Annotated in this window: 21 protein-coding genes; 9 read left to right on the top strand and 12 right to left on the bottom strand. The window is 57.6% G+C overall.

Annotated elements, in window-relative coordinates:
• Window positions 1-21: 21 nt before the first annotated feature.
• From ACR2R1_RS11265 to ACR2R1_RS11245, 5 genes are all read right to left on the bottom strand, one after another.
• Complete coding sequence (locus tag ACR2R1_RS11265; protein WP_347257648.1) at window positions 22-390, bottom strand: hypothetical protein; 369 nt, start codon at window positions 388-390, stop codon at window positions 22-24.
• A gap of 192 nt (window positions 391-582) precedes the next feature.
• Window positions 583-3,060: a spermidine synthase gene (locus ACR2R1_RS11260; RefSeq protein WP_434110151.1), complete on the bottom strand. Its 2,478-nt coding sequence runs from the start codon at window positions 3,058-3,060 to the stop codon at window positions 583-585.
• A 2-nt stretch (window positions 3,061-3,062) separates the two neighbouring features.
• Complete coding sequence (locus ACR2R1_RS11255) at window positions 3,063-3,800, bottom strand: protein-L-isoaspartate(D-aspartate) O-methyltransferase (RefSeq protein ID WP_077728397.1); 738 nt, start codon at window positions 3,798-3,800, stop codon at window positions 3,063-3,065.
• Window positions 3,801-4,026: 226 nt separating this feature from the next.
• Window positions 4,027-5,892 carry a hypothetical protein gene (locus ACR2R1_RS11250; RefSeq protein ID WP_156880203.1) on the bottom strand — a complete coding sequence of 622 codons (1,866 nt, stop codon included), beginning with the start codon at window positions 5,890-5,892 and terminating at the stop codon, window positions 4,027-4,029.
• Window positions 5,893-5,930: 38 nt separating this feature from the next.
• Window positions 5,931-6,932: a multicopper oxidase domain-containing protein gene (locus tag ACR2R1_RS11245; RefSeq protein WP_077728396.1), complete on the bottom strand. Its 1,002-nt coding sequence runs from the start codon at window positions 6,930-6,932 to the stop codon at window positions 5,931-5,933.
• Between the two features lie 262 nt (window positions 6,933-7,194).
• Between ACR2R1_RS11245 and ACR2R1_RS11240 the strand changes: the two genes are divergently transcribed.
• Window positions 7,195-7,647, top strand: coding sequence for an Rrf2 family transcriptional regulator (locus ACR2R1_RS11240; RefSeq protein ID WP_133717683.1), 453 nt, complete (start codon window positions 7,195-7,197; stop codon window positions 7,645-7,647).
• 20 nt (window positions 7,648-7,667) lie between these two features.
• On the opposite strand, the gene ACR2R1_RS11235 is transcribed toward ACR2R1_RS11240, so the two are convergent.
• Both ACR2R1_RS11235 and ACR2R1_RS11230 read right to left on the bottom strand, forming a co-directional pair.
• Window positions 7,668-8,903 (bottom strand): competence/damage-inducible protein A, encoded by a 1,236-nt coding sequence (locus tag ACR2R1_RS11235; RefSeq protein WP_434110148.1) that lies wholly within the window; start codon window positions 8,901-8,903, stop codon window positions 7,668-7,670.
• Window positions 8,904-8,905: 2 nt separating this feature from the next.
• Window positions 8,906-9,841 carry an AEC family transporter gene (locus ACR2R1_RS11230; protein ID WP_156880199.1) on the bottom strand — a complete coding sequence of 312 codons (936 nt, stop codon included), beginning with the start codon at window positions 9,839-9,841 and terminating at the stop codon, window positions 8,906-8,908.
• 94 nt (window positions 9,842-9,935) lie between these two features.
• Between ACR2R1_RS11230 and pyrF the strand changes: the two genes are divergently transcribed.
• Entirely contained in the window at window positions 9,936-10,670 is a 735-nt protein-coding gene (pyrF, locus tag ACR2R1_RS11225; RefSeq protein ID WP_434110146.1) for an orotidine-5'-phosphate decarboxylase, read from the top strand.
• 37 nt (window positions 10,671-10,707) lie between these two features.
• A complete protein-coding gene (locus tag ACR2R1_RS11220; RefSeq protein WP_434110144.1) occupies window positions 10,708-11,661 on the top strand; it encodes an MDR/zinc-dependent alcohol dehydrogenase-like family protein in 954 nt (317 codons plus the stop codon).
• Window positions 11,662-11,668: 7 nt separating this feature from the next.
• Here ACR2R1_RS11220 and ACR2R1_RS11215 read toward each other — a convergent pair whose 3' ends face one another.
• Complete coding sequence (locus ACR2R1_RS11215) at window positions 11,669-12,250, bottom strand: DUF4124 domain-containing protein (protein ID WP_434110142.1); 582 nt, start codon at window positions 12,248-12,250, stop codon at window positions 11,669-11,671.
• A 174-nt stretch (window positions 12,251-12,424) separates the two neighbouring features.
• Between ACR2R1_RS11215 and ACR2R1_RS11210 the strand changes: the two genes are divergently transcribed.
• Both ACR2R1_RS11210 and ACR2R1_RS11205 read left to right on the top strand, forming a co-directional pair.
• Entirely contained in the window at window positions 12,425-13,150 is a 726-nt protein-coding gene (locus ACR2R1_RS11210) for a sulfite exporter TauE/SafE family protein (RefSeq protein ID WP_240502381.1), read from the top strand.
• Window positions 13,151-13,171: 21 nt separating this feature from the next.
• Entirely contained in the window at window positions 13,172-14,113 is a 942-nt protein-coding gene (locus ACR2R1_RS11205) for a sigma-54 interaction domain-containing protein (RefSeq protein ID WP_434110140.1), read from the top strand.
• A gap of 80 nt (window positions 14,114-14,193) precedes the next feature.
• Here ACR2R1_RS11205 and ACR2R1_RS11200 read toward each other — a convergent pair whose 3' ends face one another.
• Both ACR2R1_RS11200 and ACR2R1_RS11195 read right to left on the bottom strand, forming a co-directional pair.
• A complete protein-coding gene (locus ACR2R1_RS11200) occupies window positions 14,194-15,420 on the bottom strand; it encodes an argininosuccinate synthase (RefSeq protein ID WP_156880191.1) in 1,227 nt (408 codons plus the stop codon).
• 312 nt (window positions 15,421-15,732) lie between these two features.
• Window positions 15,733-17,052 carry a sigma-54 interaction domain-containing protein gene (locus ACR2R1_RS11195; RefSeq protein ID WP_240502380.1) on the bottom strand — a complete coding sequence of 440 codons (1,320 nt, stop codon included), beginning with the start codon at window positions 17,050-17,052 and terminating at the stop codon, window positions 15,733-15,735.
• A 265-nt stretch (window positions 17,053-17,317) separates the two neighbouring features.
• Between ACR2R1_RS11195 and ACR2R1_RS11190 the strand changes: the two genes are divergently transcribed.
• From ACR2R1_RS11190 to thiE, 3 genes are all read left to right on the top strand, one after another.
• The gene (locus ACR2R1_RS11190) at window positions 17,318-18,022 is read left to right on the top strand and encodes an MBL fold metallo-hydrolase (RefSeq protein ID WP_077728385.1); all 705 of its coding nucleotides are present in this window, start codon (window positions 17,318-17,320) and stop codon (window positions 18,020-18,022) included.
• Window positions 18,023-18,112: 90 nt separating this feature from the next.
• Window positions 18,113-19,036: a sulfite exporter TauE/SafE family protein gene (locus ACR2R1_RS11185; RefSeq protein ID WP_077728384.1), complete on the top strand. Its 924-nt coding sequence runs from the start codon at window positions 18,113-18,115 to the stop codon at window positions 19,034-19,036.
• 147 nt (window positions 19,037-19,183) lie between these two features.
• Window positions 19,184-19,858 (top strand): thiamine phosphate synthase, encoded by a 675-nt coding sequence (gene thiE, locus ACR2R1_RS11180; protein WP_077728383.1) that lies wholly within the window; start codon window positions 19,184-19,186, stop codon window positions 19,856-19,858.
• A gap of 42 nt (window positions 19,859-19,900) precedes the next feature.
• Here thiE and xdp1 read toward each other — a convergent pair whose 3' ends face one another.
• Together xdp1 and prsT are read right to left on the bottom strand one after the other, a co-directional pair.
• On the bottom strand, window positions 19,901-20,719 hold the full coding sequence (gene xdp1, locus ACR2R1_RS11175; RefSeq protein WP_210023779.1) for an exosortase-dependent surface protein XDP1: 819 nt from the start codon (window positions 20,717-20,719) through the stop codon (window positions 19,901-19,903).
• Between the two features lie 287 nt (window positions 20,720-21,006).
• Window positions 21,007-23,847: an XrtA/PEP-CTERM system TPR-repeat protein PrsT gene (gene prsT / locus ACR2R1_RS11170; protein WP_156880187.1), complete on the bottom strand. Its 2,841-nt coding sequence runs from the start codon at window positions 23,845-23,847 to the stop codon at window positions 21,007-21,009.
• A gap of 203 nt (window positions 23,848-24,050) precedes the next feature.
• On the opposite strand from prsT, the gene ACR2R1_RS11165 reads away from it, so the two are divergent.
• Window positions 24,051-24,800, top strand: coding sequence for an ElyC/SanA/YdcF family protein (locus tag ACR2R1_RS11165; RefSeq protein ID WP_208110136.1), 750 nt, complete (start codon window positions 24,051-24,053; stop codon window positions 24,798-24,800).
• The last annotated feature ends 6 nt before the right edge of the window (window positions 24,801-24,806 follow it).

Here is a 24,806-nt window from a genome sequence, read left to right as displayed (position 1 = left end):
TCGGATCGTGGACGACATCGGTCATGGCAGATATTTGATCAGCCGAGCCTGGATTCGCGTCATGGGAACCGTGTTGATCCCTCCCGCCTGATGTCCGCCGATGTTGCCGCCGGCAAACAATATGACCACATCGCCGTAATGGTAGGGCGGTCCGAAGAGGACGGCATCGGCACCGGCCGCTTTGGCTCGATCGACGATTGCGCCTACGGCCTCCCGGTCGGCACGGGCCGTAATCTCCGCGATTTCGATGAACGCCCTGTGTTCGGGCCAGGAATCCAGAATATCGATCTCGGCCGTTGGGGGATAGATCCGGCTGGTCAAGGGTTCCTCGCGTAATATCGGGGCGCACCCGGCCAGCAATAACATTACGATGACAAGCAGATACTTCATGACAGAACCTCGCGTCCTTGCGAAGCTTGGGCTTCGTATCGGCAAAATATGAACTCAACCAAAAGACCGCCTCTCATCCTTGAAGCAAAGCGGCGGATACATTCCTATCCGAATCTTAGACGTGACGGAGACATTTGGGTTCCTGAGCGTGGCACGGGCCGGCCGAAACGTCGGAAAGCCGGTGCATCGATCTCAACCCCGATGGGGCCCCGCAAAACCCGCCAGTCCGTAAAGCGACAAGGCGGCGACCAATAGCCAGAACTGACCGACGTGAATGGCCAATACCGTGGCCAGAATGGCGGCGATGACCGATGCGCAGCCGTTGATTCCGAAAGCCCAGGGAATCAGCCGCTCCGCCTCGGCCGCCAGCCGCGAAAGCCCTAGCGGAAAAGGCATGCCCATAAAAAACGCCAACGGCGCGATAAGGGCGAGGACGACCGTCACTTTGATAGGGGCGGGAAGGGCGATGGATACATCAAACAGCGATGGTAGCGTTAAGAAATAAACTGCGGAGACGGCAATAATCGCTTTGGTAGCCCGAGAAATATGCATTCCGGCCTGTTGGGGCGTAATCCTCGCCGCATATCGGCTTCCCAGTCCGGCGAAGATCAGAAATCCTGCGAGTACCATCGCCACGGCATAGAGCGGATGACCCAGGTAAAGAATGAATTTCTGTATGTAAACGATTTCCGTAAACATGAATGCCAGGCCGATCGCGAAGAAATAGCCGAAAACCGGGGATCGTCGGCTATTTTTCAGCCCGCCGTCGCTCCGATGCATCAAGACCCCGAGCGGGGCCAGGATCAGCAAGGTACTGATGATCACTGATTGGAGCAGCGTTGCCAGCAGGATCGGATAGCCCATGTCGAGCAGCGAAAGTCCTCCCGACCCTTTCAGCTTGAAGGCTTCCGCTAGAAGCGGCCATTTGAAGAAGTGAAAGAAATACGGCCGGTCGTCGGTGGCTGGACGGACATCGAACTTGTAGCGCTCTGTAAACGATTCCCGTTCGGGACTCAGCAAGGCCGTCGCCGCTTCGAAGAAATAAGGTTCTTTCAACCGGTTGTGGAGATTGGCTTGCTGTGCTTCGATGCCGGGATAGTAGGCAAGGTCGAATGAGCGTTCGTCGCAGAACTGCCGCAGCGCGGCGATCTCCGGATCGGAAATTTCGCCGTTCTTGATCAACAGGGTGCTGGTCTGCCAGCCGCGGATCCAGATCAAGCGCCGTTCCGGCGCGCTCGCGCCGGAACGCGCCAAGGCATCGGCAGCGGTCGCGAACAGCTTGATCTCGTCACGGGGCGGCAGGCGGACCCAGCGGGTGATGGCCAGAAAACCTCCGGATCTCAGGTGCGCCAAATAGGCTTGCAGGGCCTCAACCGTATAGAGATAGCTTTCGTTCAGTGCATACGAACCCGCCGACGAGGTGTTGAAGGCGTCCAGCAAGGCGATTTGAATCAAATCGTAATGCTCCGCCGACGCGGCGACGAAACTCCTCGCCTCGGCCGCATGTACGCGAACCGAGGGCTGACCGTAAACCTGCCCGGCAAAATCGGCAAAATCGCGGGATACCAGGTCGATCATTTGCGGATTGAGTTCCACGGCGTCGATGCGTTCCGCATCGTGATAGATCGCCTGAAGCACCTCGCTGCCCCCTCCCGCGCCCAAAACGAGGACTTTCGGCTTCCGGGGCAACAGGTGATACGGCAGGGCGGACGGCACGTAATCGAGAAAAGCGAGGCTGCCTCGGCTTCCATCCCAACGATTGATGGCGCTCATGCCTTCGCCGTCGGTAAACACCGCCAGTTGCTCCGGCACCGGAACCGGGCTGTTCAGGCTGAGCCCCGGCGCATGGCGGAACGGTACTTCGGGGCTGCGCACCACGCTGAGCAGCCCGAGCGGGCTGGAACGTTCCTCGATTCGCTCCGCTCCGGACACGCGCAATGCCTGGGAGAGGCTTTTGTATTCCACCGGCCGGAGTTCCGCACCGCTCCAATGAACCAGAAGCCACAGAGCGGCAATCACCGCAACTAAAGGCGCGATCAGTTCGCGGGGACGCATTCCCAACGCAATCCAGGCCAAGGACGCGGCCGCAAATCCCGCTCCGCTCGCGAGGACCAGCGCATTCAACGGAAACACCAGGAACAGCAGAAGAACGACCGCCAAAGCGCCTGTTCCCGCTCCCGAGAGATCGGCCGCATAGGTGCGGCCTATCGTCGCTTTGTAGCGCTGGAAGGTCAGGCCGATGCAGTTGGCCGCGAAAAAGAAGGGCGGCGTCAGGATAAGGTAGATCAGAACGAGATGCCCCCATTCCCGCGGACTCCAAAGCACTTCCAGCGCATTGAAGGGCACTTGCTGCGCGGCCAGAAAGCACAATGTCGCGCTCAAGCCGAACAAAGCCGCGTTGAGAACGAATGCGGCACCGAAACGGGGCAACAAATATTCCCGTGCGAGCGTCAGGAACGTTCCGCTCGCGCCGTAGCCGAGCAGCGCCAAGCTGATCATCATGTAGGCAAAGTGATGCCATTGGATAATGGAAAAAAGCCGCATCAAGAGGATTTCATAGACCAGCGCCGCAGCCGAAATCAGCGAAACGGAGAGCAAGAGCAGCCGCGGCGGCGCTTCATGGCGCGCGCGCTCCTCGTCGCGGCGAGATTCGATCGCGGAATCGACCATGTCTAATGAGCGCCCGTCAAAGGCACGAATTGCACCGGCACGATCTGCCGAGTCGAGATCTTGCCCTGTTCGCTTTTCTCGACGAGCACCAGATACTGCAGCAGGAATTGTCCGCCGACCGGTATGATCATGCGGCCGCCCGGCTTGAGCTGTTGCACCAGCGGCGGCGGAATTTGCGTGGGGGCGGCGGTGACGATGATGGCATCGAAAGGCGCGTGTTCCGGCCAGCCGTAATAGCCGTCGCCGGTCTTGGTCTCAACCTTGGCGTAGCCCAGCCGTTTCAGACGTTCCGTCGCCATTTGGGTCAATTCCGGCACAATCTCGATGGAGTAGACCCGCTCGGCCAATTCCGCCAGGACGGCCGCCTGATAGCCGGAACCGGTGCCGATTTCGAGCACCGTTTCATCCGGTTTGACGCGCAGCAGATCGGTCATCAGCGCCACGATGAAAGGCTGGGAAATGGTTTGTCCGTAACCGATGGGCAAAGGCCGGTTCGCATACGCGATACTGCGCAGATCCTCGCTCACGAACTCGTGCCGGGGAACCTTCCCCATGGCGGCCAGGACCTGGGCATCCAACTCGGTTTTGCCGATTTCGCTGCTGACCCAGCGGGTTTCGCTTCGGATTTCATCGATCAGAGCCTGGCGTTTGGCGGCATATTCGTCGGCGTGAGCCGCTGTGCCGAAGAGTCCGATGCACAGCAGCGCGACCGAGAATTTCAGACGGCGAGTGAAAGGCATCACTGAATCTCCTCCTGACGGATCCCCCGATCATACCGTTAGAGAGGGCTCGTGAGTCTTGGTATCCGTGAAAGCCGGAATAAAGTCGAGTCTGCGGCCGAATCCGCGACTCGGGGTAGCGTGTGAAGGGGTGTCGTCGAAACGAAAAGACGCCCGCTCAAGCGCCGTAGTGCGCTTGAGCGGGCGGAGAGCTCCTAACTTTGGAAAAAGAGGAACCGTTTCCGGATCAGTGCTTGCCCTCCGATTGCACCATCTTTCCGGATAATTCAATTCCGCGTTGAGCGGTCGTCAGAGCGCCCAGCCAAGACTCGACCTCGGCGCTGAGCTGGCCAGAGCCCGACAGTTTGGCAGTTTGCTCGATCCAGCCGTGATCGGCGACGGGCAGCGGCAGGACGCCTTGGCCGCCCATGCCGTTGTTGCCGACGATATCGGCATCCTTGACGTCGGCAAGCATCACGCGGCCGGCGATTTCGAGCTTATCCATGTCGACCACGATGAGGTCGTTGGCGAACTTGCTGGCGACATAGGCGTAGTAGCCTCCGCCTTTTTTCATGCCGAAATTGACGCCATGGCAGCCCGGTTCGCAGGGCAGGCTCTTGAGCACCTTGTGAGTCGACGTGTCGGTGATGGTAATGGTCGCGCTCAGGGTATTGGCCGTGACCACGTATTTTCCGTCCGGGCTGATCGGGGTCTGGATCGGCAGCAAGCCGTAAGCCTCGCCGGTCGTCTTGCCGCTGATCGGATCGTAATCCGCAGCGAGATTGATGTCCTTGATCTTCTGCTTGCTCTTGATGTCGATCACGCTCAGAGTGCTGAGCAGCGGCGGTGTCCCGAGCAGGTTGGCTACATAGGCCTTGTCGGTCGCGTCGCCCCAGATGGCGATGGGAATCACGCCGACGTTCGGCACGGTGGAGGCCTGGCCGCTGTCCAGATCGACGATCGATACCGAGCCCGCCAAGGCATTCGGCGTCAGCGCGTATTTGCCGTCATGGGTCACGTGATGGCCATGGGGTCCGGAGTTCGGGCCAGTGTTAACGCTGTCCTGAGCCGTCGGGTGCTTGCCTCCGGTCAGCTTCAATACGCGGTCTTCGCCGTTGAGTGCCACGGTCAGGCTGTCATCCGACGGTCGCGACATGACATGAGAAGGCGATTGGCCGACCGTCAGAGCGCCGTAAATCTGTCCGGTTTCACGGTCGAAGGTGACCAAGCGCTTATCGAACCATTCGGTTTGATAGATGTACTTGTAGGACCTGTCCGTCCACATGTTGTGGGGATTGTTCATATTGATGTCGACGCCCTTGACCTTTTTCTTGATGGTCCAGTTCGCTGCGTCAACTTGTGTGGCGGAACCCGGCTTGCTCTTGCCCTTGATGGTCTCGAACTGAGCGTTCACCCAGACCTCGCCGACACCGGGCGTAGCCGGATTGGACAACTTGTTCGGCATGGATACGTTCAGCGCATCCAGGCTGATGACGGTTCCGCCCAGATTCAGGGGGATGGACGGCAGCTTTAGGTCCCAGTTCGGCTTGGAGTAGTCACGCCAGAGCGAGGGCGTGGTGGCAACGAAGAAGGTCCGAAGCAGCTTCTTGGCGATATCGCTGGTGGTCGGCACTTTTGCCCCGGTGACGAGCTGGATTTCGCTGCCCAGATCCAGCCCTTCCGTATTGGGGTCATCCACTACGACGGCGCCAAACATGTAGGGATGGACCTTGCAGGTAAATACGTACAGGCCGGGTTTATCGAACGTTTGTGTGACGCTGGCGCTCGACGGCTTGTCCTGGTCGACCGGGAACTTGGCGGCGCCGGGCTGCCACAGCAGGCTGGTAATCGTGTGTTCGGCGTTGACGTCGGTCATCTTGATCAAGACCGCGTCGCCGGGTTTGACCACGACCAGGCTGTCGCCATCCGTCGGGTCTTTGAACCACCGACCGGGCTCGTCGGTCATTTCCAGCGCGCCGACCGGCATAACGCCCGGAACGCTGAGAATGACGTCGTCTTCGGACGAGGCTGTTTCGGCGCTCACGATGGGCGTCAAGCTCATGGTTCCGAGACTCACGGCAATGGCGGTGGTCAGTTTGCGAAACTTATTCATATTCATAACCTCTTGTTTTGATGTGATTTTGATAGAGCTTACTTGACGACTTTGAAGTCACCCATCATGCCGGCCTGCATGTGCTGGATGACATGGCAGTGGAAGTGCCAGTCGCCAGTGCCGACGCCTTCGCCGGCTTGGACGACGAACGTGTCGCGGCTGATCGGTCCGATGTTGACCGTATCGACGACATGGGTGGTGCCGGGGTTGAGCCAACGGTGCCCGTGCAAATGGAAGGTGTGGAAGGCGGTTCCCAGCCCGATCACGTGGAAGCGGACTTTCTCGCCGAGACGCGCGCCCACCGTGGGATTGGTCCACAGCGGAACCTGCTTGCCCTTGAGGATGTTATTGACTTCCATCCCCCAGAATGTCGTTTCGTGCATCCACAGGACGAACTCGCGTTTGATATCGCCGACATTCACATCCTCGATCTTGCCGTTGATGAGTGCCGGCACCTTTCCGCTACGCGGATTGACGATCAGGGTACCGAACAGTCCCTTGTCCTCGGCTCCGAGCATGGGATTGCCGAAGGTGTGGTCGTGATACGGCCAGGTGCCGGCGGTACCCGGCGCTGCGGTCCATTTGTAGGTGTACGGCTTGCCGGGGAAGGCGGCTTCGTCGGCAACGCCGTTGAGCATCTTCATCGTGCCGTCGCTGCGGATATCGAAATGCACCCCGTGCACGTGCAGGCTGACGGGCTGATCGGTGTTGGGGATGCCGTTTTCCAGGGTGATTTCCGCAACATCGCCCTCGGTCATGACGATGGCAGGGCCCGGAATGGTCGGCTTGTCGCTGTACCGCGCAGTGACATCCTCGGTTTGGCCACCAGCAGTCTGGATCTTATGGCTCACCATCTGATAGCCGAATTGCCCGGACGGTAAGGGGGCTGCACGCAAGGTGATGCGATGGGTGCTCCCCGAAACCGAATCGGTTTTGGCAGGGACATACTCCGCTTGCGCGATCGGGATAAAAAAGATCGCCAACAGCAAAGGTGATGAGAGAAACGATGACGTTCGTCGGAGAATACACGAGAGACTCATAGTCACACTCCTAATAAAGGGTTCCAGTCCGTTTCCGGACCTGACGTCGGCCCAAAAAATTGATGCATCTCTTATGGCATCTTGTTTATCATGCATATTAAATACATGATTACGGTTCTAATGTATCGCACATGCATGTTTATATTTCAAGACGGCATGACCGAAAAAGTCAATAAATTATTGAGTCGAAACTTTTGTGCCGCATTTGCCTTAAGCCAATCGGTATCGTAAAACGGCTCTAATTGTCCATTCGAGGTGCTAAATGCAGCTGACCCGTTACACCGATTACGCTTTAAGAGTGCTGATGTATGTCGGCATACATACCGAACGCATGGTGACTATCGCCGAGATCGCCAGCGTGTTCGATATGTCTCACAACCATTTGATGAAGGTCGTTCAGGAGCTGTCCGCAAAGGGCTATGTCAAGAGCACGCGCGGAAAGCATGGCGGGATAGAGCTCGGACGCCCTCCCGAGGAGATCAATATCGGCGAGGTCGTACGCCACATGGAGAGCAACTTCCACGTTGTGGAATGCCTTGATCCCGGACGCAGTTTGTGCCGAATCATTCCGGGCTGCACCCTGAAAAAGGTACTCCAGGAAGCGGTCTCGGCCTTTCAGGAAGTTCTGAATCGGTATACGTTGGCGGATCTTCTTAAGAATCGCGCCGTGCTGAACCGATTGCTGACCGAGCGACGAGTCGTCAGCAGGGCTTGAGACGGCCGCTTCGTGCCGATTTACAAGGCGTGGAGACCTGGTTTTTTCTGGAAGTACCGGCGCAAGAGATCGAAACTAAGCGCCGTGGCGGTGGATTGTTTACGTGCGGTACCGCCGCCTATAGTCCGAGTTTGCCGCCAGACGCCATCGGGAGCCGCAAGGATGAAATGGACTTCGATCGTTGCGGTTTCGTCGTGTAGCTTGTCGCGGGCGTAGTAGGCGATTTGAGCAAGCGCATGATCCGCGCCTTGCTCCCGTAGACGCGGGGCAATCCATGCTGCGGCCCGGGCAAGATCGTCGGACGGCTCCACGCCGAAATATCGGCACAGGCCGGCCGAATCCGGGATCACGACCGCTCCGCGGAACCAGGGCTCGCCGGCGCAGCGGTTGGCCAGCTTGCCTCCGCTCAGAGTTTCGACGACATGAAGTGTCGACCGGCGCGCGGCGAGTTCGCGGCCGACCACCGAAGCTATGGCGTTTTCCGCTTCCCCTGAGCCGCCGATAGCAAATACTGCATCCCCGATTGCGTCGGCGGCGCGTTTTGCGATGTCGTTGATCTCGGTCTCGGAGAAATCGGCGGGAAACAGCAGTTTGACCCTGTTTTCTGGCCCTCCCGCGTGAAAGCCGAGTTTTACCTCGGGCGGCAAGGCGATTCGATCGAGACGCTCCTGTAGACTCGATTCGCCCATGCCCACAGTGTTCAATACCACCAGCCGCGCCGGACGCAACCGAAAGCGACGGTGCAGATCCGGTTCGATCCAGCGCCGGAACATCGCCTTCATCTCGCCGGGCACGCCGGGCATGAAGACGAAGCGGCAACGGCCGGCCGTGAGAGCGAAGCCGGGAGCGGTGCCCCAAAGGTTGTCGAGACGCTCCGAGCCGCGCGGGAGGAGTGCCTGCTTCCTGTTGATGTCCGGCATCGCGCGTCCGAGCCTCGTGAAATAAGACTCGACCTGAGCCAGCGCGTCTTCGTCCAGTTCGAGGGGCGGGCCGAAAGCCCGGCTGACCGCTTCGGCGGTGAGATCGTCGCAGGTCGGTCCCAATCCGCCGGTACAAATGCATAGATCGGCGCGCCCGGCGATTTCGCGGAGCAAATCGACCAACGCTTCCAGCCGGTCGCCGACCGCGGTATGCCGGGCCACGTCAAACCCCAGTGCAGTCAACTTTCGCGACAGCCAGGCCGAATTGGTATCGGTGATTTCGCCGGTGACGATTTCATCCCCTTGCGAAAAGATTTCTGCGACAGGTCTTTGCATGATCAATGTCCGGAATGTATGGCGGCCACCCGATGATGCCAGAAGGGCAGGGAGACCATGGCGAAGAGCGTGGTCAGCGAGACGGCCAGGGCGTAGAACGAAGTGTCGAGCCGGTAGCGGTCGCAATAAACGACGCCGAGCAGCATGCTCGGCATGGCGGCCTCCAATACGAGTGCTGTCAGAGTATCGCCCTCGAATCCCAGGGAGAGCCCCAACCCCAGACCGAACAACGGCATGGCGCCCATTTTGAACGCCACGACAACCGAAGCGAGCGGCAGGTTACGGCTGTGCCAGGAATTCCAGCGCAGGCCGAGTCCCAGTGAAATCAGCATGAGAGGCACGACGGCCGCAGACAAGCCCATCAAAAACCGCTCCATCCAGGCGGGTTGCGCCACGCCCGCGAAATTCAGGCCTAGTGCGACCGCCGCGGCCCAGAGCGGCGGATTGAGCAGGAGAGAGCGGAGCATCGAACCGTTTTCCGAGTTCGTCGTACCGTAGTGCCGGGCGATCAGGATACCGAGGGTAAAAACCAGCGGCATGGACGCGAACAAATCGATTTGAATAACGATGGTGCGTGCCCAAGCACCGAAGGTCTGCTCCAGCACGGGAAGCCCCATGTAGGTTACGTTCGAGAAAGCGATGCTCAGCATCGCGGCGCCCAGGCGTTGCGGTGCCAGCTTGATGAGACGGGCGGCCAGCCAGGTGATGGCGATGCCGAACAGAATGATTCCCGCGCCGAATAGTGAAATCTTCAGCGTTTCCATACCTAAATCGGCCGTCCACAGCACGGAAAGCACCAGCGCCGGCAGCAAAAGATGAAATACCACAGCGGTCAGCGCCAAGCGAGTTTGATCGGCATCCAGCCCGCCAGGCCGTATAATGCGCCACATTGCGCCGCACAGGATTAATACGGCCATCTGCATCAGCACGGAAACCATTCGCGACTCCTAGGTTCGAGGAGGCGTTATTCTAGCAATCGCAGTGCCGACACCGAGACCACAGCGGCCGAACGACCCGAAAACGAGGAACAGCATGACCGACACCCTTTCTAAAAAGCCCATTCCCTCCCGAGACCGCCTCATCATGGCGCTGGACCTGCCGAGCATGTCCGAAGCCAAGGATCTGGTGGAAACCTTGGGCGATTCGGTGAGTTTTTACAAAATCGGGCTGGAACTGTTCATGGCCGGCGACTACTTCGAATTGATCGAATGGCTCAAGAAGCGGGGCAAGAAGATCTTCGCCGACCTCAAGTTTTTCGACGTGCCGGAAACGGTTGCGCGGGCAGTTAGAGCCCTGAGCGCCCATGGCGTCGAATTCGCCACCGTGCACGGCAACGATGCGATCATGGAAGCCGCTGCGAAAGCCAAGGGCAATCTCAAGATTCTGGCCGTCACGGTATTGACCAGCCTCGATCAAGGCGATCTCAGGGATCTCGGCTTCGAGTGCGACGTGCAGCGCTTGGTTCTCTCCCGCGCCCGGCGCGCTTTGGCCTTGGGCTGCGACGGCGTGATTTCTTCGGGCCTTGAGGTTCCCGCATTGCGGCGGGAGATCGACGAAAAGCTGCTGGTCATTTCACCCGGCATTCGTCCCGTGGAAAACCGTCCGACGGACGACCAGAAGCGGGTCGTGACGGTCGAGCAAGCCTTCTTGAATGGCGCTGATTACATCGTCGTCGGTCGTCCGATCCGGGACGCGGACAATCCGCGCGAAGCGGCGGAAAAGGTGCAGGCGCAGATCGAAAACGTGTTCAGAAGGGTGGCGAGTTAAAACGTCAGCTCTGGCTTGTCGTCTCGCGAGTCCCGCTATGCAAGCCCTTTGGCTGGAAGACAGACGGCTCTCCATTCGTAACGATCTTTCCATTCCCGTCCCGCCCGCAGGCGAGGCGCTGGTTCGGGTGCGGCTCGCGGGCATCTGCGGCACGGATTTGGAGTTGGTGCGGGGTTATTATCCTTACGCCGGCATTCCCGGACATGAATTCGTCGGCGAAGTCGCCGACTCGCCCGATGGTACGCTCATAGGCTGCCGGATAGTCGGTGAAATCCATGTCTCTTGCGGAGAGTGCGAGATCTGCCGGCGAAATCTTCCTACCCACTGCGCGCGCCGTACCGTGCTCGGTATCCGCGATCGGCGCGGCGCATTCGCCGAATATCTCACCTTGCCTTTGCGGAATCTGCATCGGGTGCCGGACACCGTGCCGGATGAGGCGGCGGTCTTTGCCGAACCACTCGCCGCGGCGCTGCAAATTCAGCGGCAAATATCGATAAATGCCGGCGATCGAATATTGTTGATCGGAGCGGGCCGATTGGGACAGCTCATTGTTCAGACGCTGACGCTTACCGGCTGCGATTTGTGCGTTTCGGCGCGACATCCCCGGCAGAAAGCGCTGCTTCTGAGTCGGGGAATCCGGTTGATTGCCGAAGACGAGATTCCCGCTCGACATTACGACATCGTCATCGAGGCGACCGGTTCGCCGGCCGGTTTCGATCTTGCCCGGCGCGCCGTCCGCCCGCGCGGCACGCTGGTGTTGAAATCGACTTATCGGGACAGCGTAAACGTGAATCTTTCTTCCTTGGTCGTGGACGAGATTTCGCTGCTCGGTTCTCGCTGCGGTCCTTTCGACTCGGCCCTGCGCTTGCTGGAGCAGAAAGCCGTTGATCCCTCTCCGTTGATCGATGCGGAATATTCTCTAGCTCGTGCGGTCGAAGCCTTCGAATTGGCCAAGAGGCCGGGCGTCCTTAAGGTACTGATCCGTCCATAGTCGACTATTAGCGGCGGTGGACGCTTCCCGGAACCACTATCGGATATGGCGCGATCGGGATATGCCTTGCGGCCTCGACCTTCCGGCGTGCCCGTTCCAGTTGATCTTGCTGGGTTTGAATCGTTTCGTCTTTCGATTCCAAAGCTTGCTGCAAGCGGGCTTTTTCCCCCTGATATCTTTCCTTCAGCCGTTCCATGTCCTGCCCGCTCGGAGACCTGAATTCGGACGCCTTCCTGCCGCTCAATAGGGCCGCGCGATGAGCGAGCAAGTCCAAAATCAACTCTTGCTTGGCCGCAGGCGTCAATTCGTACTCCGGTCCCAAACCGGCCGGCATCTTCTTTATTCGATCCATTTCCCGATCGATCCGCCGCAAATGGTCCTTGGCGAGATTTCGGCAGACCGCGTCGATTGGGCCTTTATAAAGGTTTCGCTGCTCGTCCTCGGCCGGAGTCGCATTCATGCCTGCGGGTGGATGATAGCCGTAGCGGACAGTGCCCGAATTATCCGTCCAACGATAAAGAGTCGCGGCTCCTGCCGGCGTGGCCAGACTCGCGAAAAGAAGACAAACAGCAGCAAAACGCAGTTTCATGGAATTTCTCCGGCGATGGCGGTTCTTAATCTGACTGTGGGACCCCCGATTCGCTCCCGTCGACTCGCCTGAACGTTGCCTGACGAAGGGCTCTCCAGGATACGCGCCGAGGCAGCTTATCGTTAAGCCCGATCTGTTATACCTATAAGTTTTTGTGCTATCGTTCGCCCCCTTATGCACCATCTCGAAACCGCGTTCAGCACGTCCTATCTCGTAGCTCTGCTGATGGGGCTTTTCAGTTCCCTGCATTGCTTAGGGATGTGCGGTTCCATCATCGGTTCGCTGACCCTGAGTTTGAGGCGGGAAATCCGCGAGCAAAAATCCCTGCTCATGCCCTTCGTATTCAGCTACAACTTGGGGCGCATAGCCAGCTACTCGTTGGGGGGGCTGCTTGCGGGTCTTGCTCATCATGTTCTCAGTATGCCGCTCGGAGAAGGGCACGGGCATCGCATCTTGCAAATCATATCCGCACTGATCATGGCCGGAGCGGGTCTGCATATCGCCGGCTGGTTTCCGCGATTCGCTTACATCGAGAAGGCCGGCGGAATCATCTGGAAAAGAATCGAGCCTTACGGCCGGCGCCTGATCCCGGTGGAGACCTTGCCCAAGGCTTTCATCTTCGGCATGATTTGGGGTTGGCTGCCGTGCGGTCTGGTCTATACCGCGTTGGCGCTCGCCGCGACGACCGGAGATGTGGTGCGCAGCACCTTCACCATGTTGGCGTTCGGCATAGGTACTTTGCCTGCCGTCATGGGCGTCGGTATAATGACCTCGTTAATGGTGCGGTTGTCCAATATGAAGAAATTTCGCCAGGCGGCAGGGGTCACTCTGATTGTCTTGGCCCTATTGGCGGCATTCCCTTGGCTCAACCCCATGGTTCGCCATACAATAGGTTCCTAAAAGAAGGAGGAGGGTGAGATTATGTTTGAGAAGCTGATCGGCCAATCACCGAATTTCGAGGCGTTATTGCGCAGCGCCAGAATGATTGCCGCGACCGACGTGACTGTTTTGGTCGTCGGAGAGACCGGTACCGGCAAGGAGGTGCTGGCGCATGCTTTGAAAGAACATAGTCCTCGTGCAAATAAACCTTTCATCACGCTGAATTGCGCCGCACTTCCCGAGGCGTTGGCCGAGTCGGAATTGTTTGGGCATCGCAAAGGCTCGTTCACCGGTGCGGTGAATGGTCAAACCGGCCGTCTTCAAGCCGCTGACGGGGGTACCGTATTCCTCGACGAAGTCGATTCTCTGCCCATGGCTCTGCAGGCGAAGTTCCTGCGCTTCCTCGAGACCGGCGAGATTCAGCCGGTCGGCGAAACCCATACGTTGAACGTAGACGTCCGGATTATCGCCGCGACCAATGCCAATCTTCAGGAAAAGATTGCGCGGGGAGAGTTCCGTAAAGACCTCTATTACCGTCTCAACGTCGTTCCGATCGAGATACCGCCGTTGCGCGAGCGCATGGGCGACATCCAGTTGCTGCTGCAGCACTTTATGACGCAGTTTGCCGAAGAGCATAAGCTTCCGGAGGCTTCGTTCAGCAAGGCGGCTCTCAGCCGGCTTGCAACTTACTCCTGGCCTGGCAACGTCAGAGAACTTCGCAATGTGTGCGAGCGACTGTCCATCCTGCTGGCCGGGCGGACTATCGATGAGGGCAATCTGCCTCTGGAGATCGTCAATAGGGTGCCGTCGCAGAAGCCGGTATTTGACTTGCCTGAGCTGGGCATCGATCTGGAAAAAGTCGAGATGGATCTGATTCGCCAGGCCTTGGCGCGGACCAATGGCAACCGCAGCCGCTCGGCCCGGCTTTTGGGAATCTCACGGGATACTTTGCTTTATCGCATGCAGAAATACGGAATCAGCTAAGAGACATTTTCCTGGGCGGTCTCACTCTCCCGCCCAACGGAATTCTTAAAGCCCGCGGTAAGACCACGGGCTTTTTTCGTTTAGACGAACTTCAGACCTTTTTTCGCAGCAATCCGCATGCGTAAGGCATTGAGTTTGATGAACCCTTCCGCGTCTTTCTGGTTGTACGCGCCGCGATCGTCCTCGAACGTGGCGATGCTCATGTCGAACAGGCTGTTGCTGTCGGACTTGCGGCCGACGACGGTCACATTGCCTTTGTAAAGCTTCACTCTGACTTCGCCGTTCACTGCCGCCTGCGAGGCGTCGATTAGTTCTTGCAGCATCAGACGTTCCGGGCTCCACCAGTAGCCGTTGTAAATTAGGCTGGCATAGCGGGGCATCAGTTCGTCCTTCAGATGTGCTACTTCGCGGTCCAGCGTGAGGGATTCGATGGCGCGATGGGCTCTGAGCATGATGGTGCCGCCCGGTGTTTCGTAGCAGCCGCGGGACTTCATGCCGACGTACCGGTTTTCGACGATATCCAAGCGGCCGACGCCGTTAGCGCCGCCCAGTTGGTTGAGCTTCGCCAGGATTTGTGCGGGTGAGAGCGATTCGCCGTTGATAGCTACGATGTCGCCGCGCTCGTAACTCAGCTCGATATAGGTCGGTTTGTCCGCTGCTTTTTCCGGGGACACGGTCCAGCGCCACATGTCTTCCTCGGGTTCGGCCCATGGATCTTCGAGAATGCCGCCTTCGTAGGAGATGTGCAGCAGGTTGGCGTCCATGGAATAAGGCGATGCCTTGCCACGTTTCATTTCGATCGGAATGCCGTGCCGCTCGGCATAGGCCAGGAGCTTCTCGCGCGAATTCAGATCCCATTCCCGCCAAGGGGCGATGATCTTGATGTCGGGCCGCAGCGCGTAAGCGCCCAATTCGAACCGGACCTGATCGTTGCCCTTACCGGTAGCGCCGTGGGCGATGGCGTCGGCCCCGGTCTCGTTGGTGATTTCGATGAGACGCTTGGCGATCAAGGGTCGGGCAATCGACGTTCCCAAGAGGTATTCGCCTTCATAGATCGCATTGGCGCGGAACATCGGGAACACGAAATCCCGGGCGAATTCCTCCTTGAGGTCGTCGATGTAGATTTCTTTGATGCCGAGAGCCTGAGCTTTGGCACGCGCGGGCTCCAACTCCTCGCCCTGGCCGATGTCCGCGGTGAAGGTGACGACTTCGCAGCCGTAGGTCTCCTGCAGCCACTTGAGGATGACAGAGGTGTCGAGCCCGCCGGAGTAGGCGAGGGCGACCTTTTTTACAGTCTGGTTGGACATGATGTTCCCGTTGCGTGAAGAAGAGAAAAACGGCGAGATTATAACGTTGTCGCGAAGCTCGCGCAGCGTGAGGCTACGGATTTCGAACGTTTCGAGAGGTCAAGGTTCGGATGACCTCGGGTGAATTTTTCTGCTATCCCGATCTGACGGTCCCGTGAGAGTAGGCGACCAACAGCGATCGTCTGGGAAATCCCGCGTTGATCGCGGAGCTGCTGTCGTGTCCATGGCCGAGTTCGATCCCCCAAACACGCGCGACGGTCATCGAGTTCGTCGCCGATGCCGGCTCGTAACGGCAACGATATCGCAGTTCTTTCACAGCCCGTACTTCTTCCGCTTTCTCCAAAAGGTCGCTCGGCTCATGCCGAGCAATTGCGCAGCGCGGTCGATATGGCCATGGGCGGATGCCAGGGCTCGGCGAATGCGATCGGCCTCGTTTTCCGTTACCGGCAAGTCGGCGACCGTCGGCGATAGGGGCTCTTCTCGAAATTCGGGCGGCAGATCGTCCAGCTGCAGTACGTCGCCCCGTCCCACGGCAAAGGCGTATTCCACGACATTTTGCAGTTCGCGCACGTTGCCGGGCCAGTGATGATCCAAAAGCACCCGCATGGCTTCCGGTTCGATGCTCTGGATACGGCGCGGCCCGTGAAGATTGTGCTGGTCGATGAAGTGCTGCAACAGAAGACCGATGTCCTGCCGCCGTGCCCGCAGCGGCGGCAGAAAGATGGGGACCACGCGCAAGCGGTACATCAAATCCTCGCGGAAGTGTCCGGCCTTGACTTCCTCGCGCAGCGACCGGTGGGTGGCCGCGACGATGCGCACGTCCACGGTGATCGGATGATCGCCGCCCACCGGGATAAAGGTTTTCTCCTGGAGTACGCGCAGCAGCTTGGCTTGCAGTTCCAGCGGGAGTTCCGCGACTTCATCGAGGAAAATCGTGCCGCCGTCGGCGCGTTTGAACAGTCCCTGGTGATCCTTGATCGCGCCAGTGAATGCGCCGCGGACATGCCCGAAGAGCTCGCTTTCCAACAGATTGGCGCTAAGCGTGGCGCAGTTGATGGCTAAGAACGGATGACTGCGGCGATGGCTTTCCTCGTGCAGGGCTTGAGCGACCAATTCCTTGCCGGTGCCCGATTCGCCCCGGATCAAAACCGTTGCTTCGGTCTGGGCGACGTTGCGGATGATTTGGAAGGCTTGCTTGAGGGCGGAATCGCGGGTGATGAGGCCATGAAAGACTTCCGCTTTATCCGCCGCTTGCAGTCCGATGCTTTTCGTTCTGGGCTCGGCCTCTGCCGGCCAAAGCATTTCGATCGCTCCCGCAAAACGCCCTTGGGCGTCGAAGAAAGCTTGGGCCGAGCGTTTGACGCGGACGGTTCCGCCCTGTGCATGATCGAGTTCAATCGAAACGCCGTCGATCCTTCCTTCTTGGGCAATGCTATTTCGAACATCGCGATCTCGGCAACGGATGGCAGAGCTACAAGGTTGTCCCAGCACTTGCTCGCTGGAAAAGCCGAGCAGGCGCTCTGCTCCACGGCTCCATAGCAAAATTTCGCCTTTTGCGTTAACGACGAAGACGGCGCCGCCCATCAGTTCGGCCAAAGTCGATACGGCTCTATCGGGTCCAACGGTGCTCAACCAACGATTCAGAAAAGGAGAGAACTGGCTCACAATGAGGCGATTGAAAGGTTTCGGGGGTGTTTCAAGCGACGTGTTTTGTTGCACATAATGTATCACGCGAAACGTATAATGAAACGTCGGGTAGGTAGGGCCATGGCCAGGAGTCGTAAAAACCCGCGAAACGCCGGGCACGCCGTAGATGCGAAGGGTTGTTCCGGCGTAGGCACGGTCTTTGTAAGTAGTCAGTCAGAGTTGGCGGATTCCTGATCCAAAGGAGGCTACGATGATCTTCAAACAACTTTTTGAACCCGATACCTTTACCTACACCTATCTGCTCGCCTGCGAACGGACCCGTCGCGCGTTGCTGATCGATCCGGTCGCGACCGAGGTCGAAAATTATATTGGCCTAATAAAAAAACTCGACCTTGATCTGCGCTACACGATGGAGACTCATGTCCATGCCGACCACATTACGGGCTCCGGGCTTTTGCGCGAGCGTTTGGGCAGCAAGAGCGTCGTGCACCGTGACGCTGGCGCCATGTGCGCCGATCTTCTGGTGACCGACGGCATCCTGCTTCAGATAGGGGACATCGAAATCGAGGTGCGGCACACTCCCGGCCACACCAACGGCTGCGTAAGCTATGTCGTCGGCGACCGGGTTTTTACCGGCGATGCGTTGTTCATCGGAGGTTGCGGGCGTACCGACTTTCAGCAGGGCGATGCCGGTCGGCTGTACGACAGCATCATCAAGAAACTGTTCACCCTGTCGCCCGATACTCTGGTTTATCCGGGGCATGACTACAACGGCAACACGGTTTCTACCATCAAACAGGAGATGGCCAAAAATCCACGCGTGGGAGGCGGCAAGAGTCGCGAGGAATTCATCGATATCATGAATAAACTTGACCTGCCGTATCCGAAGTACATCGATCAGGCGTTGCCGGCAAACCAAGCCTGCGGCCGGGAACTCGCCGTACGCCACGGCTGAAACGCTCGCTCGCCAGAGAAACATTACCGGAACCCGGCCTCTGTGCGTAATTGAGAGGTCGGGTCATCCGGTATTTGAGGGAGATTGCTCATGACCCTCGTCGTCATCTTATCGCTCGTGATCGGTTTGCTGCTGGGATTGCTCGGCGGTGGCGGATCGATACTCACAGTCCCGGTGCTGGTCTATTTGGTCCATATCGAACCTAAAACAGCCATTGCTACATCTCTAGTCGTCGTGGGCGTCACCAGCCTCGCCGCAGTTGTCAATCACGCCCGCAACGGGCGGGTCTGCTGGCGTACCGGACTGATCTTCGGCATCGCGGGCATGGTGGGTGCCTATGGCGGCGGACGGCTGGCGGCCTATGTTCCGGGCGGCGTTTTGCTGTTGCTGTTTGCTGCCATTATGTTCGGCACAGCTTTGGCGATGTTGCGCGGGCGACGGCAAAACAACGTGGAAGCGGATGCGGTTAAGCCGATTTGTCCGGCCGATCTCCCTTTGCTGGCGATTATATTCGACGGGCTCATGGTTGGTGTCCTCACCGGATTGGTGGGTGCCGGCGGCGGCTTCTTGGTCGTGCCTGCCTTGAATTTGCTCGGTGGATTGCCCATGCACGCGGCTATCGGCACCTCATTGTTGGTCATCGCCATGAAATCGTTTGCGGGCCTCGCCGGATATATTACTCACGTCAGTATCGATCTCGAATTGGTTTCCATCGTCACCGGCGTCGCAATCGTTGGCAGCGTGTTAGGCGGACTGCTCTCTCGCCATGTCAGTGGACAATCATTGCGGCGGATCTTTGCGGTATTCGTCATCGCGATCGCCTGCTACCTCCTGTACAAAGAACTGACGCCCCAATTGATCGCAGAGACTCGGGAAGCGCTTCTGAATCGTCCCGATTTCTTTTTAGGTATGGCCACCATGCTGGGGATCGTTGCGATTGCACGGCTTTGGCGATGGATTCATGCTCAAGGCCTGCATCAAAAAAAAAGTAGCATTTACGCTGAATCCCGGTAAATTGCTGAGCGCTATAAAGATGATTGGCATGCAATTTCGGTAATATTGGCATCCGGCACGGAATTGTTCGGCGATTCTGAGAGCGCCAAATTTGGCGCTCAAATGCCCATTCACCAGTTTACCCATTAAGGGCTGATCGACCAGGACATGCATAACATCCGCTTACCGTTTCCCCGCTCTGGGCTTTATGCCATCACTCGAGAAGCTTACCGGAATGAACAAGCCTTGGCCGAGGCTGTGGCGGCAGCCATTCGGGGCGGGGCTGCCGTGGTTCAGTACCGCGCGAAAGCCTCCCGCGATCCGCTACGCGAGGCGGCGCGTCTCTTGGCCGTCTGTCGCGACGGCGGCGTGCCGTTGATTATCAATGATGATGTGGAACTTGCCCGTCGTGTCGGTGCCGACGGGGTGCACGTGGGTAAGGACGATCTGTCGTTGACGGAAGCGCGGGACGTTCTGGGGCCGAACGCCATCATCGGCGTATCCTGTTACGATTCGGTCGATCTCGCCGTCCGGGCCGAAGCCGGCGGTGCCAGCTATGTCGCTTTTGGCCGGTTTTTCCCTTCCAAGACCAAGCCCGATGCGCCTTGCGCTCACCTCGAAACGTTATCGTTGGCCAAGCGGCAGTTAAGCATTCCTATCGCGGCCATTGGCGGCATTACGGCTGAGAACGGTGGCCAGTTGGTACATGCCGGGGCGGATTTATTGGCGGTGATCGAGTCGGTATTCGGGGTGGGCGATCCTTGCCTTGCTGCCTCGGAATTTGCTCCTTTGTTTGAACACGTAGGAAGAAGCGAAAGGCCCGTCTCGCCGCCAGCACTTTAACTGGAGTGGCGGCTCGGCGCGGACCAATGGGTAACACTTCAGTTAGGCAGTTAGCGTCTTCTTGCCGCGACGAGTTTTCAGCAGGGGAATGCCCCATGCCAGCAACAAGAGGCTCGCCGGCTCTGGAACCGGGCTTCCCGAAGTCGGGGGAGGAGTGCGAATCAAGCCGTGCAGCGAGGCGATCTTCACGAAGTCGTCTTTCGTAGTCAATCCACAAGTCTGTCCAGGCCCGCAGGAAATTTTCGGATTGTAGGCGCTGACCAGCCAATATTTGGAGGTGATGCCGGTCGGGTTGATGTTCGTCGGCTGGTCTTTTTGTAAATTGGCGTAGTTGTCAACCAAGGACCACCCACCGGTCGTGGTTAGATTGCTATAGTTGTATCCGGTTAGGTTCGGCAACACAGCGGTGTCGCTCGTATCTGCGGTATACGCCAGAACCGTGATATCCGTGTCGCAGGTTATTTGAGTATAGCCAATGTCACATTGGCTAGTGTTGCCAAAATTCGGCCATCCGATGGTGATTTGGTCCAGTGCGACGGCTGCATCGAAAGCGAAGACTATCGAATCAATGCGTCGGTAATTGTCCATCGCGTGTTCCGGTGTGGAGCAACTTGAGTCGCCGGCGGAACAAACGCCCAATCCTCCGGAATAGGTGCCTACGTTTGCTGTCCGGAGATTTCCGCTTCCGTAGGTGTTGCTTGAATTTACGTAGGCTGACCACTCTAGGCCAGGAGCACCGCTAGTCGTCGTGATGCCACTGTTGGGGAGTCCCCAGGTATAGTTCGCCGAAGCTATGGGCGCTAAAAATGAAGCAAAGAATCCAACCAAAGCGAATTTACCGAGTCGTTTCAGTGTACGCATTCTGTTACTCATCGTTTTATTGTTGTTACAGCAAGTATTATGCAACCGAGGTGCCAATACTGTTTTTTTGTTAATTTTCAATGGCATGGGCTTTAATGTCGCTAATGAGCGACGGCCATATGGAAAAACTGTAAAAAAAACTGACATGAGGACGCGCTTGTGGGAACAGAACGAGAACGAAAAACTTGGGTGAATCGGTGCTCGTTTCTTAAGTAACGAATTTTTCAAGCGATTGTTCTCGACAAGGAAAATGTAAGCGTCGTACAGCGATCCGAATCTCGACCCGCTTACCGATGATCCTGCAGCTTAGCCTGTAATTTCTTCGCGTCTTCGATCTCATCGAACATCGTATTCGCACGTAAAGCTTCGTTTAGCTCGTTAAGGGCCTCTTTTCTCCGGCCCAGTGCATCCAAGGCGACGGCAGTGTGGTAACGGATTTCGGGGTCGGACGACGAACGAATATGGGCGTTCCGCAAGTAGGGCAATCCTTCGGCAGGCTTTCCCTGTCGCACGAGAATCCATCCGATCGTGTCGTTCACCGAGGGGTTGTCCGGAGCCGCTTTGTGGGCTCGTTCCGCGAGCTTCAAAGCTCTCGGGTCGTTTGCATTCGAATAGAGAACAGCCAGGTTGTTTAAGGTAGGCGGGTAGTCCGGGTATCTTTTGAGAATCCGTTCGAAATACCCGATCGCCTCAGCCTGTTTCCCAGCCTGGAGATAGCCCTCGGCGAGGGCTTGCATCGAATTGAAATCCTCCGAGTGGGAACTTACCCATTGCTCCAGGAAACGGAACGCTTCCTCGCCTTTCCCCGCCAGTCTTTGCGCCTGATAGAGCCTGACGGCGCCCAGTGAATCTTGGTTCTTCTGGAAGGCGGATCGATAACTGACAATGGCCTCGGCGTATTGGGATTGATGCATCCGAATGTCGCCCGTCAGTTGATCGCTCAAAGCGAGGTCGGGATGTCGGTTGTGCAGATTCTCTACTACTTCGATGGCTTTTTCGGTTATCCCAGATTTTAGGTAAGTCTCCACCAAAGCCGCCTGGACGGGAAGATAATCCGGGTTGGCGCGGGCGGCGCTTTCGAGAGACCAGATTGCGTCGCTCACGGCATCCGCAGCGATTTGCAATCCAGCCGTTTTAAACAATCGCTCGGCATCGTTGAATGCCGAGCGGGCTATCTTCTGCAAGATAACTTGCGCGACCGGTTTTTTACCAAGGGCAAGCTGACAGCGGGCGGACGCCGTCAAAACGTCCAAATTGTCGGGAGCTATCGTTTCCGCTTCCTGAGCCACAGCGAGTGCTTTTTGGGTATCGCGGACTCCTAGATACCTGTCGATCAGTTTGAGTTTGATGTGTATGGCCTTGTTATCGGCGGCTCGCGCTTTTTCGAGCCACCGTAGAGCCTCGGTGCTGCGTCCGCGGGCATCCTCCAGCGCAGCGAGTTGGATCATGGTCTGCGTATCCTGGGGCCGTTCTCGAAGAATACCCAAGAAGCGATTTTCGGCTTGCTCGATTTTCCCTTCGATTAGATCTAACTTGCCGAGATTAATCAGCGAAGGAAGAAAGCTGGCGTCTTTTGAGAGCGCTTTTTCGAAATTCTTCCGGGCTGAATCGCGCTCCCCGGATGCCATTTGGGCCGCCGCCAGCATGTTGATCAGCGTCAGGTTATTCGGTTCTCGCTCCAGCGACTTTGTCAGAATCTTCACGGCTTCCGCTGGCTGCCCCCGTTTTAGGTACAGCACACCGAGCGCGATTGCCGCTGGGCGCTGGCCGGGATCGTTCTCGAGAATGGATCTCAGTTCGCTGATACCGATGTTCTGCTGACTCGTTCCCAAGCGGCTAAATGCCAACTGGGTTTTGACCTCCGCTAAACCGCCGCTGGCTTGGCTCGCTTTCTCGAGTGCGGTGATCGCGTCCGAATGCTGGCCTTTGTGCATGTAAGCGGTGCCGAGCAAATACAGCAAGCGGAAATGATCGGGATGGTACTTGAGTGCCTGGCTGAGGATACGGATAGCCTCGTTATGGTCTCTTTGCTCCACCAGCACCGAGCCGAGCGCTTCGGCGACTTCTGCATGGCCTGGATATTGCCCGAAATAGTGGGTCAGGAATTCACGAGCTTTTTCGAAGTGGCGCAGGTTGTAATTAGATAACCCCGCCACCAGCAATAAAGTAGGTTTTCCCCTTACGACTTGCGTATCGAGTCCATCGATAACGGTTACAGTTTCGTTCAACGCGGTTTTCGCAGCTTCGGGCGCACCGTTACGCGCCATTAACAGCGCGTAAAGGTAGTTGGCCCTAGGCTCGAAGGGTTGCGTCTTTCGCAGAAAATTCAGGTCTTCCGAAGTATGATCGTTCTTGCCCAGCTCGAACAGCAGGCCGGCGCGGGCGAGTCGGGCCTCGTAGTGCTTCGGTTCTAGGTCGATCACGCGGCCATATTCTTCTATGGCTTGTTCATGTTGCCCCTTGGCGTGACTGATCGACGCCTTGAGATTCCAGCCATCGGCATTGGTCGCATCGCGGGATACGGCTTCTGCTGCGATCTTTTCGGCGTCGTCCACCATGCCTCGCCGCAAGAGCAGGGTTCCCTGCCCAACCAATGGCGAAACGGCTTTCGGATCGAGTTTCCCTGCCTCCCGGAAACTCGCCGCCGCTGCTTCGAAATCCCGCACCTCCGTATAAGCTTGTCCGCGTAGAGCGAGAATCTCGGACCGAAGCTCCGGTGGAAAACCTTCGGCCGACACCGTCGCGAGCAGATCGTGGTACTTCATCTGCGTTAGTAGGGCCTGGGCGAGTGGCACTACGGTCAAGGAGCGATCCGCGCCCAGGCGATTGGCGTTAAGCAGTTCCTCGGCCGCTAGTTCTCCGTTTCCTAGTTTGAGATAAGAGAGTCCCAGAAGCAGATGAGCCGAAGGTAGTCCAGGTGATAACTGTAGAGCATTCTTCAGTTGAATCACCGCAGTGTTGTAATCCTCCTTGTTGTAATAAACCAAGGCGTCTTCATAAAAAGCGGAGGCACTCTGGGTTTCGGCCCGGGAAACAGGAGACGTTAGCAGGACGGCCACAAAAACATAAGCCATTTGAACTTTAAGAAATACAAAAGGCTTAAAGACTCGAGCCTTGATCGATTGCATGAAATGGTCTCGACAACAATAAGTGGATTGGATCTGAGCTCTCAATGATAGAAGAGCAGTTGAAAAATATTACGAGCCGGACGAGAGGAAGCGGAAAAACGCAGCCTGGAATTTTCGTGCTTTTCTTCTGATTCTAGCGGCTATCCCGTCCCCGATGTCCGCTAATACGTTCTGCTGTCTCTTTTCATAAATATAGTCATATCATGAACTGGAACTGGTCTATTACCAATCTTTTCGCTGCGTTGCTGTTGCCTCCGCTCAACATGCTCGTTATCGGAGCAATCGGTTTCTGGCAGCTCAAGATGCGGCCTCGGCTGGGCCGCGGTTTGATCGCCGTCGGCCTTTTCGGATTGGGGCTGCTGTCGATACCTTACGTGTCCAACTGTCTGTTGGCTACGCTCCAGGTTCCGCCTCTGCCTGCCGTCGACCGCGATGCGGAAGCCATCGTGATTCTCGGCGGGGGCATTCGGTCGAATGCACCGGAGTATGGCGGCGATGCAACCGTCAATGATCGCACTCTGGAAAGGATTCGATACGGAGCGTCCTTGTGCCGCAAGACCGGAAAACCGATCTTGGTCACCGGCGGCGCGCCCGAAGGCTACGCGGCGGAAGGTCCTATCATGCGCTCGATTTTGGAGAACGAGTTCGGCGTCCCGGTCCGCTGGGTCGAAAGCAGGTCCCTAAATACGAGAGAGAATGGCCGATTCTCCGCGCCGATTCTCAGGCAAGCAGGCATACGCCGGATTTATCTCGTCAGCCATTCCTGGCATCTGCCGCGAGCGGTTCCGGAGTTCGAGCGGGAAGGCTTGGAAGTGGTCCCTGCCGGAACGGGATATGTGCCGACGGACCGCCTCAGGCCGATCGATTTTGTACCCAGCTATCGGGCCATAACCAACAGCGCCTTCGCATTTCACGAATGGATCGGCCTGGCGTGGTATCGGATTCAAGGCTGACGGCAG

It is taken from the genome of Methylocaldum sp. GT1TLB (genome assembly GCF_051027445.1).
Lineage (GTDB): Bacteria > Pseudomonadota > Gammaproteobacteria > Methylococcales > Methylococcaceae > Methylocaldum.
This window is presented reverse-complemented; position numbering and strand designations above follow the sequence as displayed.

What these genes read in the sequence shown, in the direction of transcription:
- ACR2R1_RS11265 (WP_347257648.1), bottom strand. Translation starts at nt 390, where the DNA reads ATGAAGTATCTGCTTGTCATCGTAATGTTATTGCTGGCCGGGTGCGCC.
- ACR2R1_RS11260 (WP_434110151.1), bottom strand. Translation starts at nt 3,060, where the DNA reads ATGGTCGATTCCGCGATCGAATCTCGCCGCGACGAGGAGCGCGCGCGC.
- ACR2R1_RS11255 (WP_077728397.1), bottom strand. Translation starts at nt 3,800, where the DNA reads ATGCCTTTCACTCGCCGTCTGAAATTCTCGGTCGCGCTGCTGTGCATC.
- ACR2R1_RS11250 (WP_156880203.1), bottom strand. Translation starts at nt 5,892, where the DNA reads ATGAATAAGTTTCGCAAACTGACCACCGCCATTGCCGTGAGTCTCGGA.
- ACR2R1_RS11245 (WP_077728396.1), bottom strand. Translation starts at nt 6,932, where the DNA reads ATGAGTCTCTCGTGTATTCTCCGACGAACGTCATCGTTTCTCTCATCA.
- ACR2R1_RS11240 (WP_133717683.1), top strand. Translation starts at nt 7,195, where the DNA reads ATGCAGCTGACCCGTTACACCGATTACGCTTTAAGAGTGCTGATGTAT.
- ACR2R1_RS11235 (WP_434110148.1), bottom strand. Translation starts at nt 8,903, where the DNA reads ATGCAAAGACCTGTCGCAGAAATCTTTTCGCAAGGGGATGAAATCGTC.
- ACR2R1_RS11230 (WP_156880199.1), bottom strand. Translation starts at nt 9,841, where the DNA reads ATGGTTTCCGTGCTGATGCAGATGGCCGTATTAATCCTGTGCGGCGCA.
- pyrF (WP_434110146.1), top strand. Translation starts at nt 9,936, where the DNA reads ATGACCGACACCCTTTCTAAAAAGCCCATTCCCTCCCGAGACCGCCTC.
- ACR2R1_RS11220 (WP_434110144.1), top strand. Translation starts at nt 10,708, where the DNA reads ATGCAAGCCCTTTGGCTGGAAGACAGACGGCTCTCCATTCGTAACGAT.
- ACR2R1_RS11215 (WP_434110142.1), bottom strand. Translation starts at nt 12,250, where the DNA reads ATGAAACTGCGTTTTGCTGCTGTTTGTCTTCTTTTCGCGAGTCTGGCC.
- ACR2R1_RS11210 (WP_240502381.1), top strand. Translation starts at nt 12,425, where the DNA reads ATGCACCATCTCGAAACCGCGTTCAGCACGTCCTATCTCGTAGCTCTG.
- ACR2R1_RS11205 (WP_434110140.1), top strand. Translation starts at nt 13,172, where the DNA reads ATGTTTGAGAAGCTGATCGGCCAATCACCGAATTTCGAGGCGTTATTG.
- ACR2R1_RS11200 (WP_156880191.1), bottom strand. Translation starts at nt 15,420, where the DNA reads ATGTCCAACCAGACTGTAAAAAAGGTCGCCCTCGCCTACTCCGGCGGG.
- ACR2R1_RS11190 (WP_077728385.1), top strand. Translation starts at nt 17,318, where the DNA reads ATGATCTTCAAACAACTTTTTGAACCCGATACCTTTACCTACACCTAT.
- ACR2R1_RS11185 (WP_077728384.1), top strand. Translation starts at nt 18,113, where the DNA reads ATGACCCTCGTCGTCATCTTATCGCTCGTGATCGGTTTGCTGCTGGGA.
- thiE (WP_077728383.1), top strand. Translation starts at nt 19,184, where the DNA reads ATGCATAACATCCGCTTACCGTTTCCCCGCTCTGGGCTTTATGCCATC.
- xdp1 (WP_210023779.1), bottom strand. Translation starts at nt 20,719, where the DNA reads ATGCGTACACTGAAACGACTCGGTAAATTCGCTTTGGTTGGATTCTTT.
- prsT (WP_156880187.1), bottom strand. Translation starts at nt 23,847, where the DNA reads ATGCAATCGATCAAGGCTCGAGTCTTTAAGCCTTTTGTATTTCTTAAA.
- ACR2R1_RS11165 (WP_208110136.1), top strand. Translation starts at nt 24,051, where the DNA reads ATGAACTGGAACTGGTCTATTACCAATCTTTTCGCTGCGTTGCTGTTG.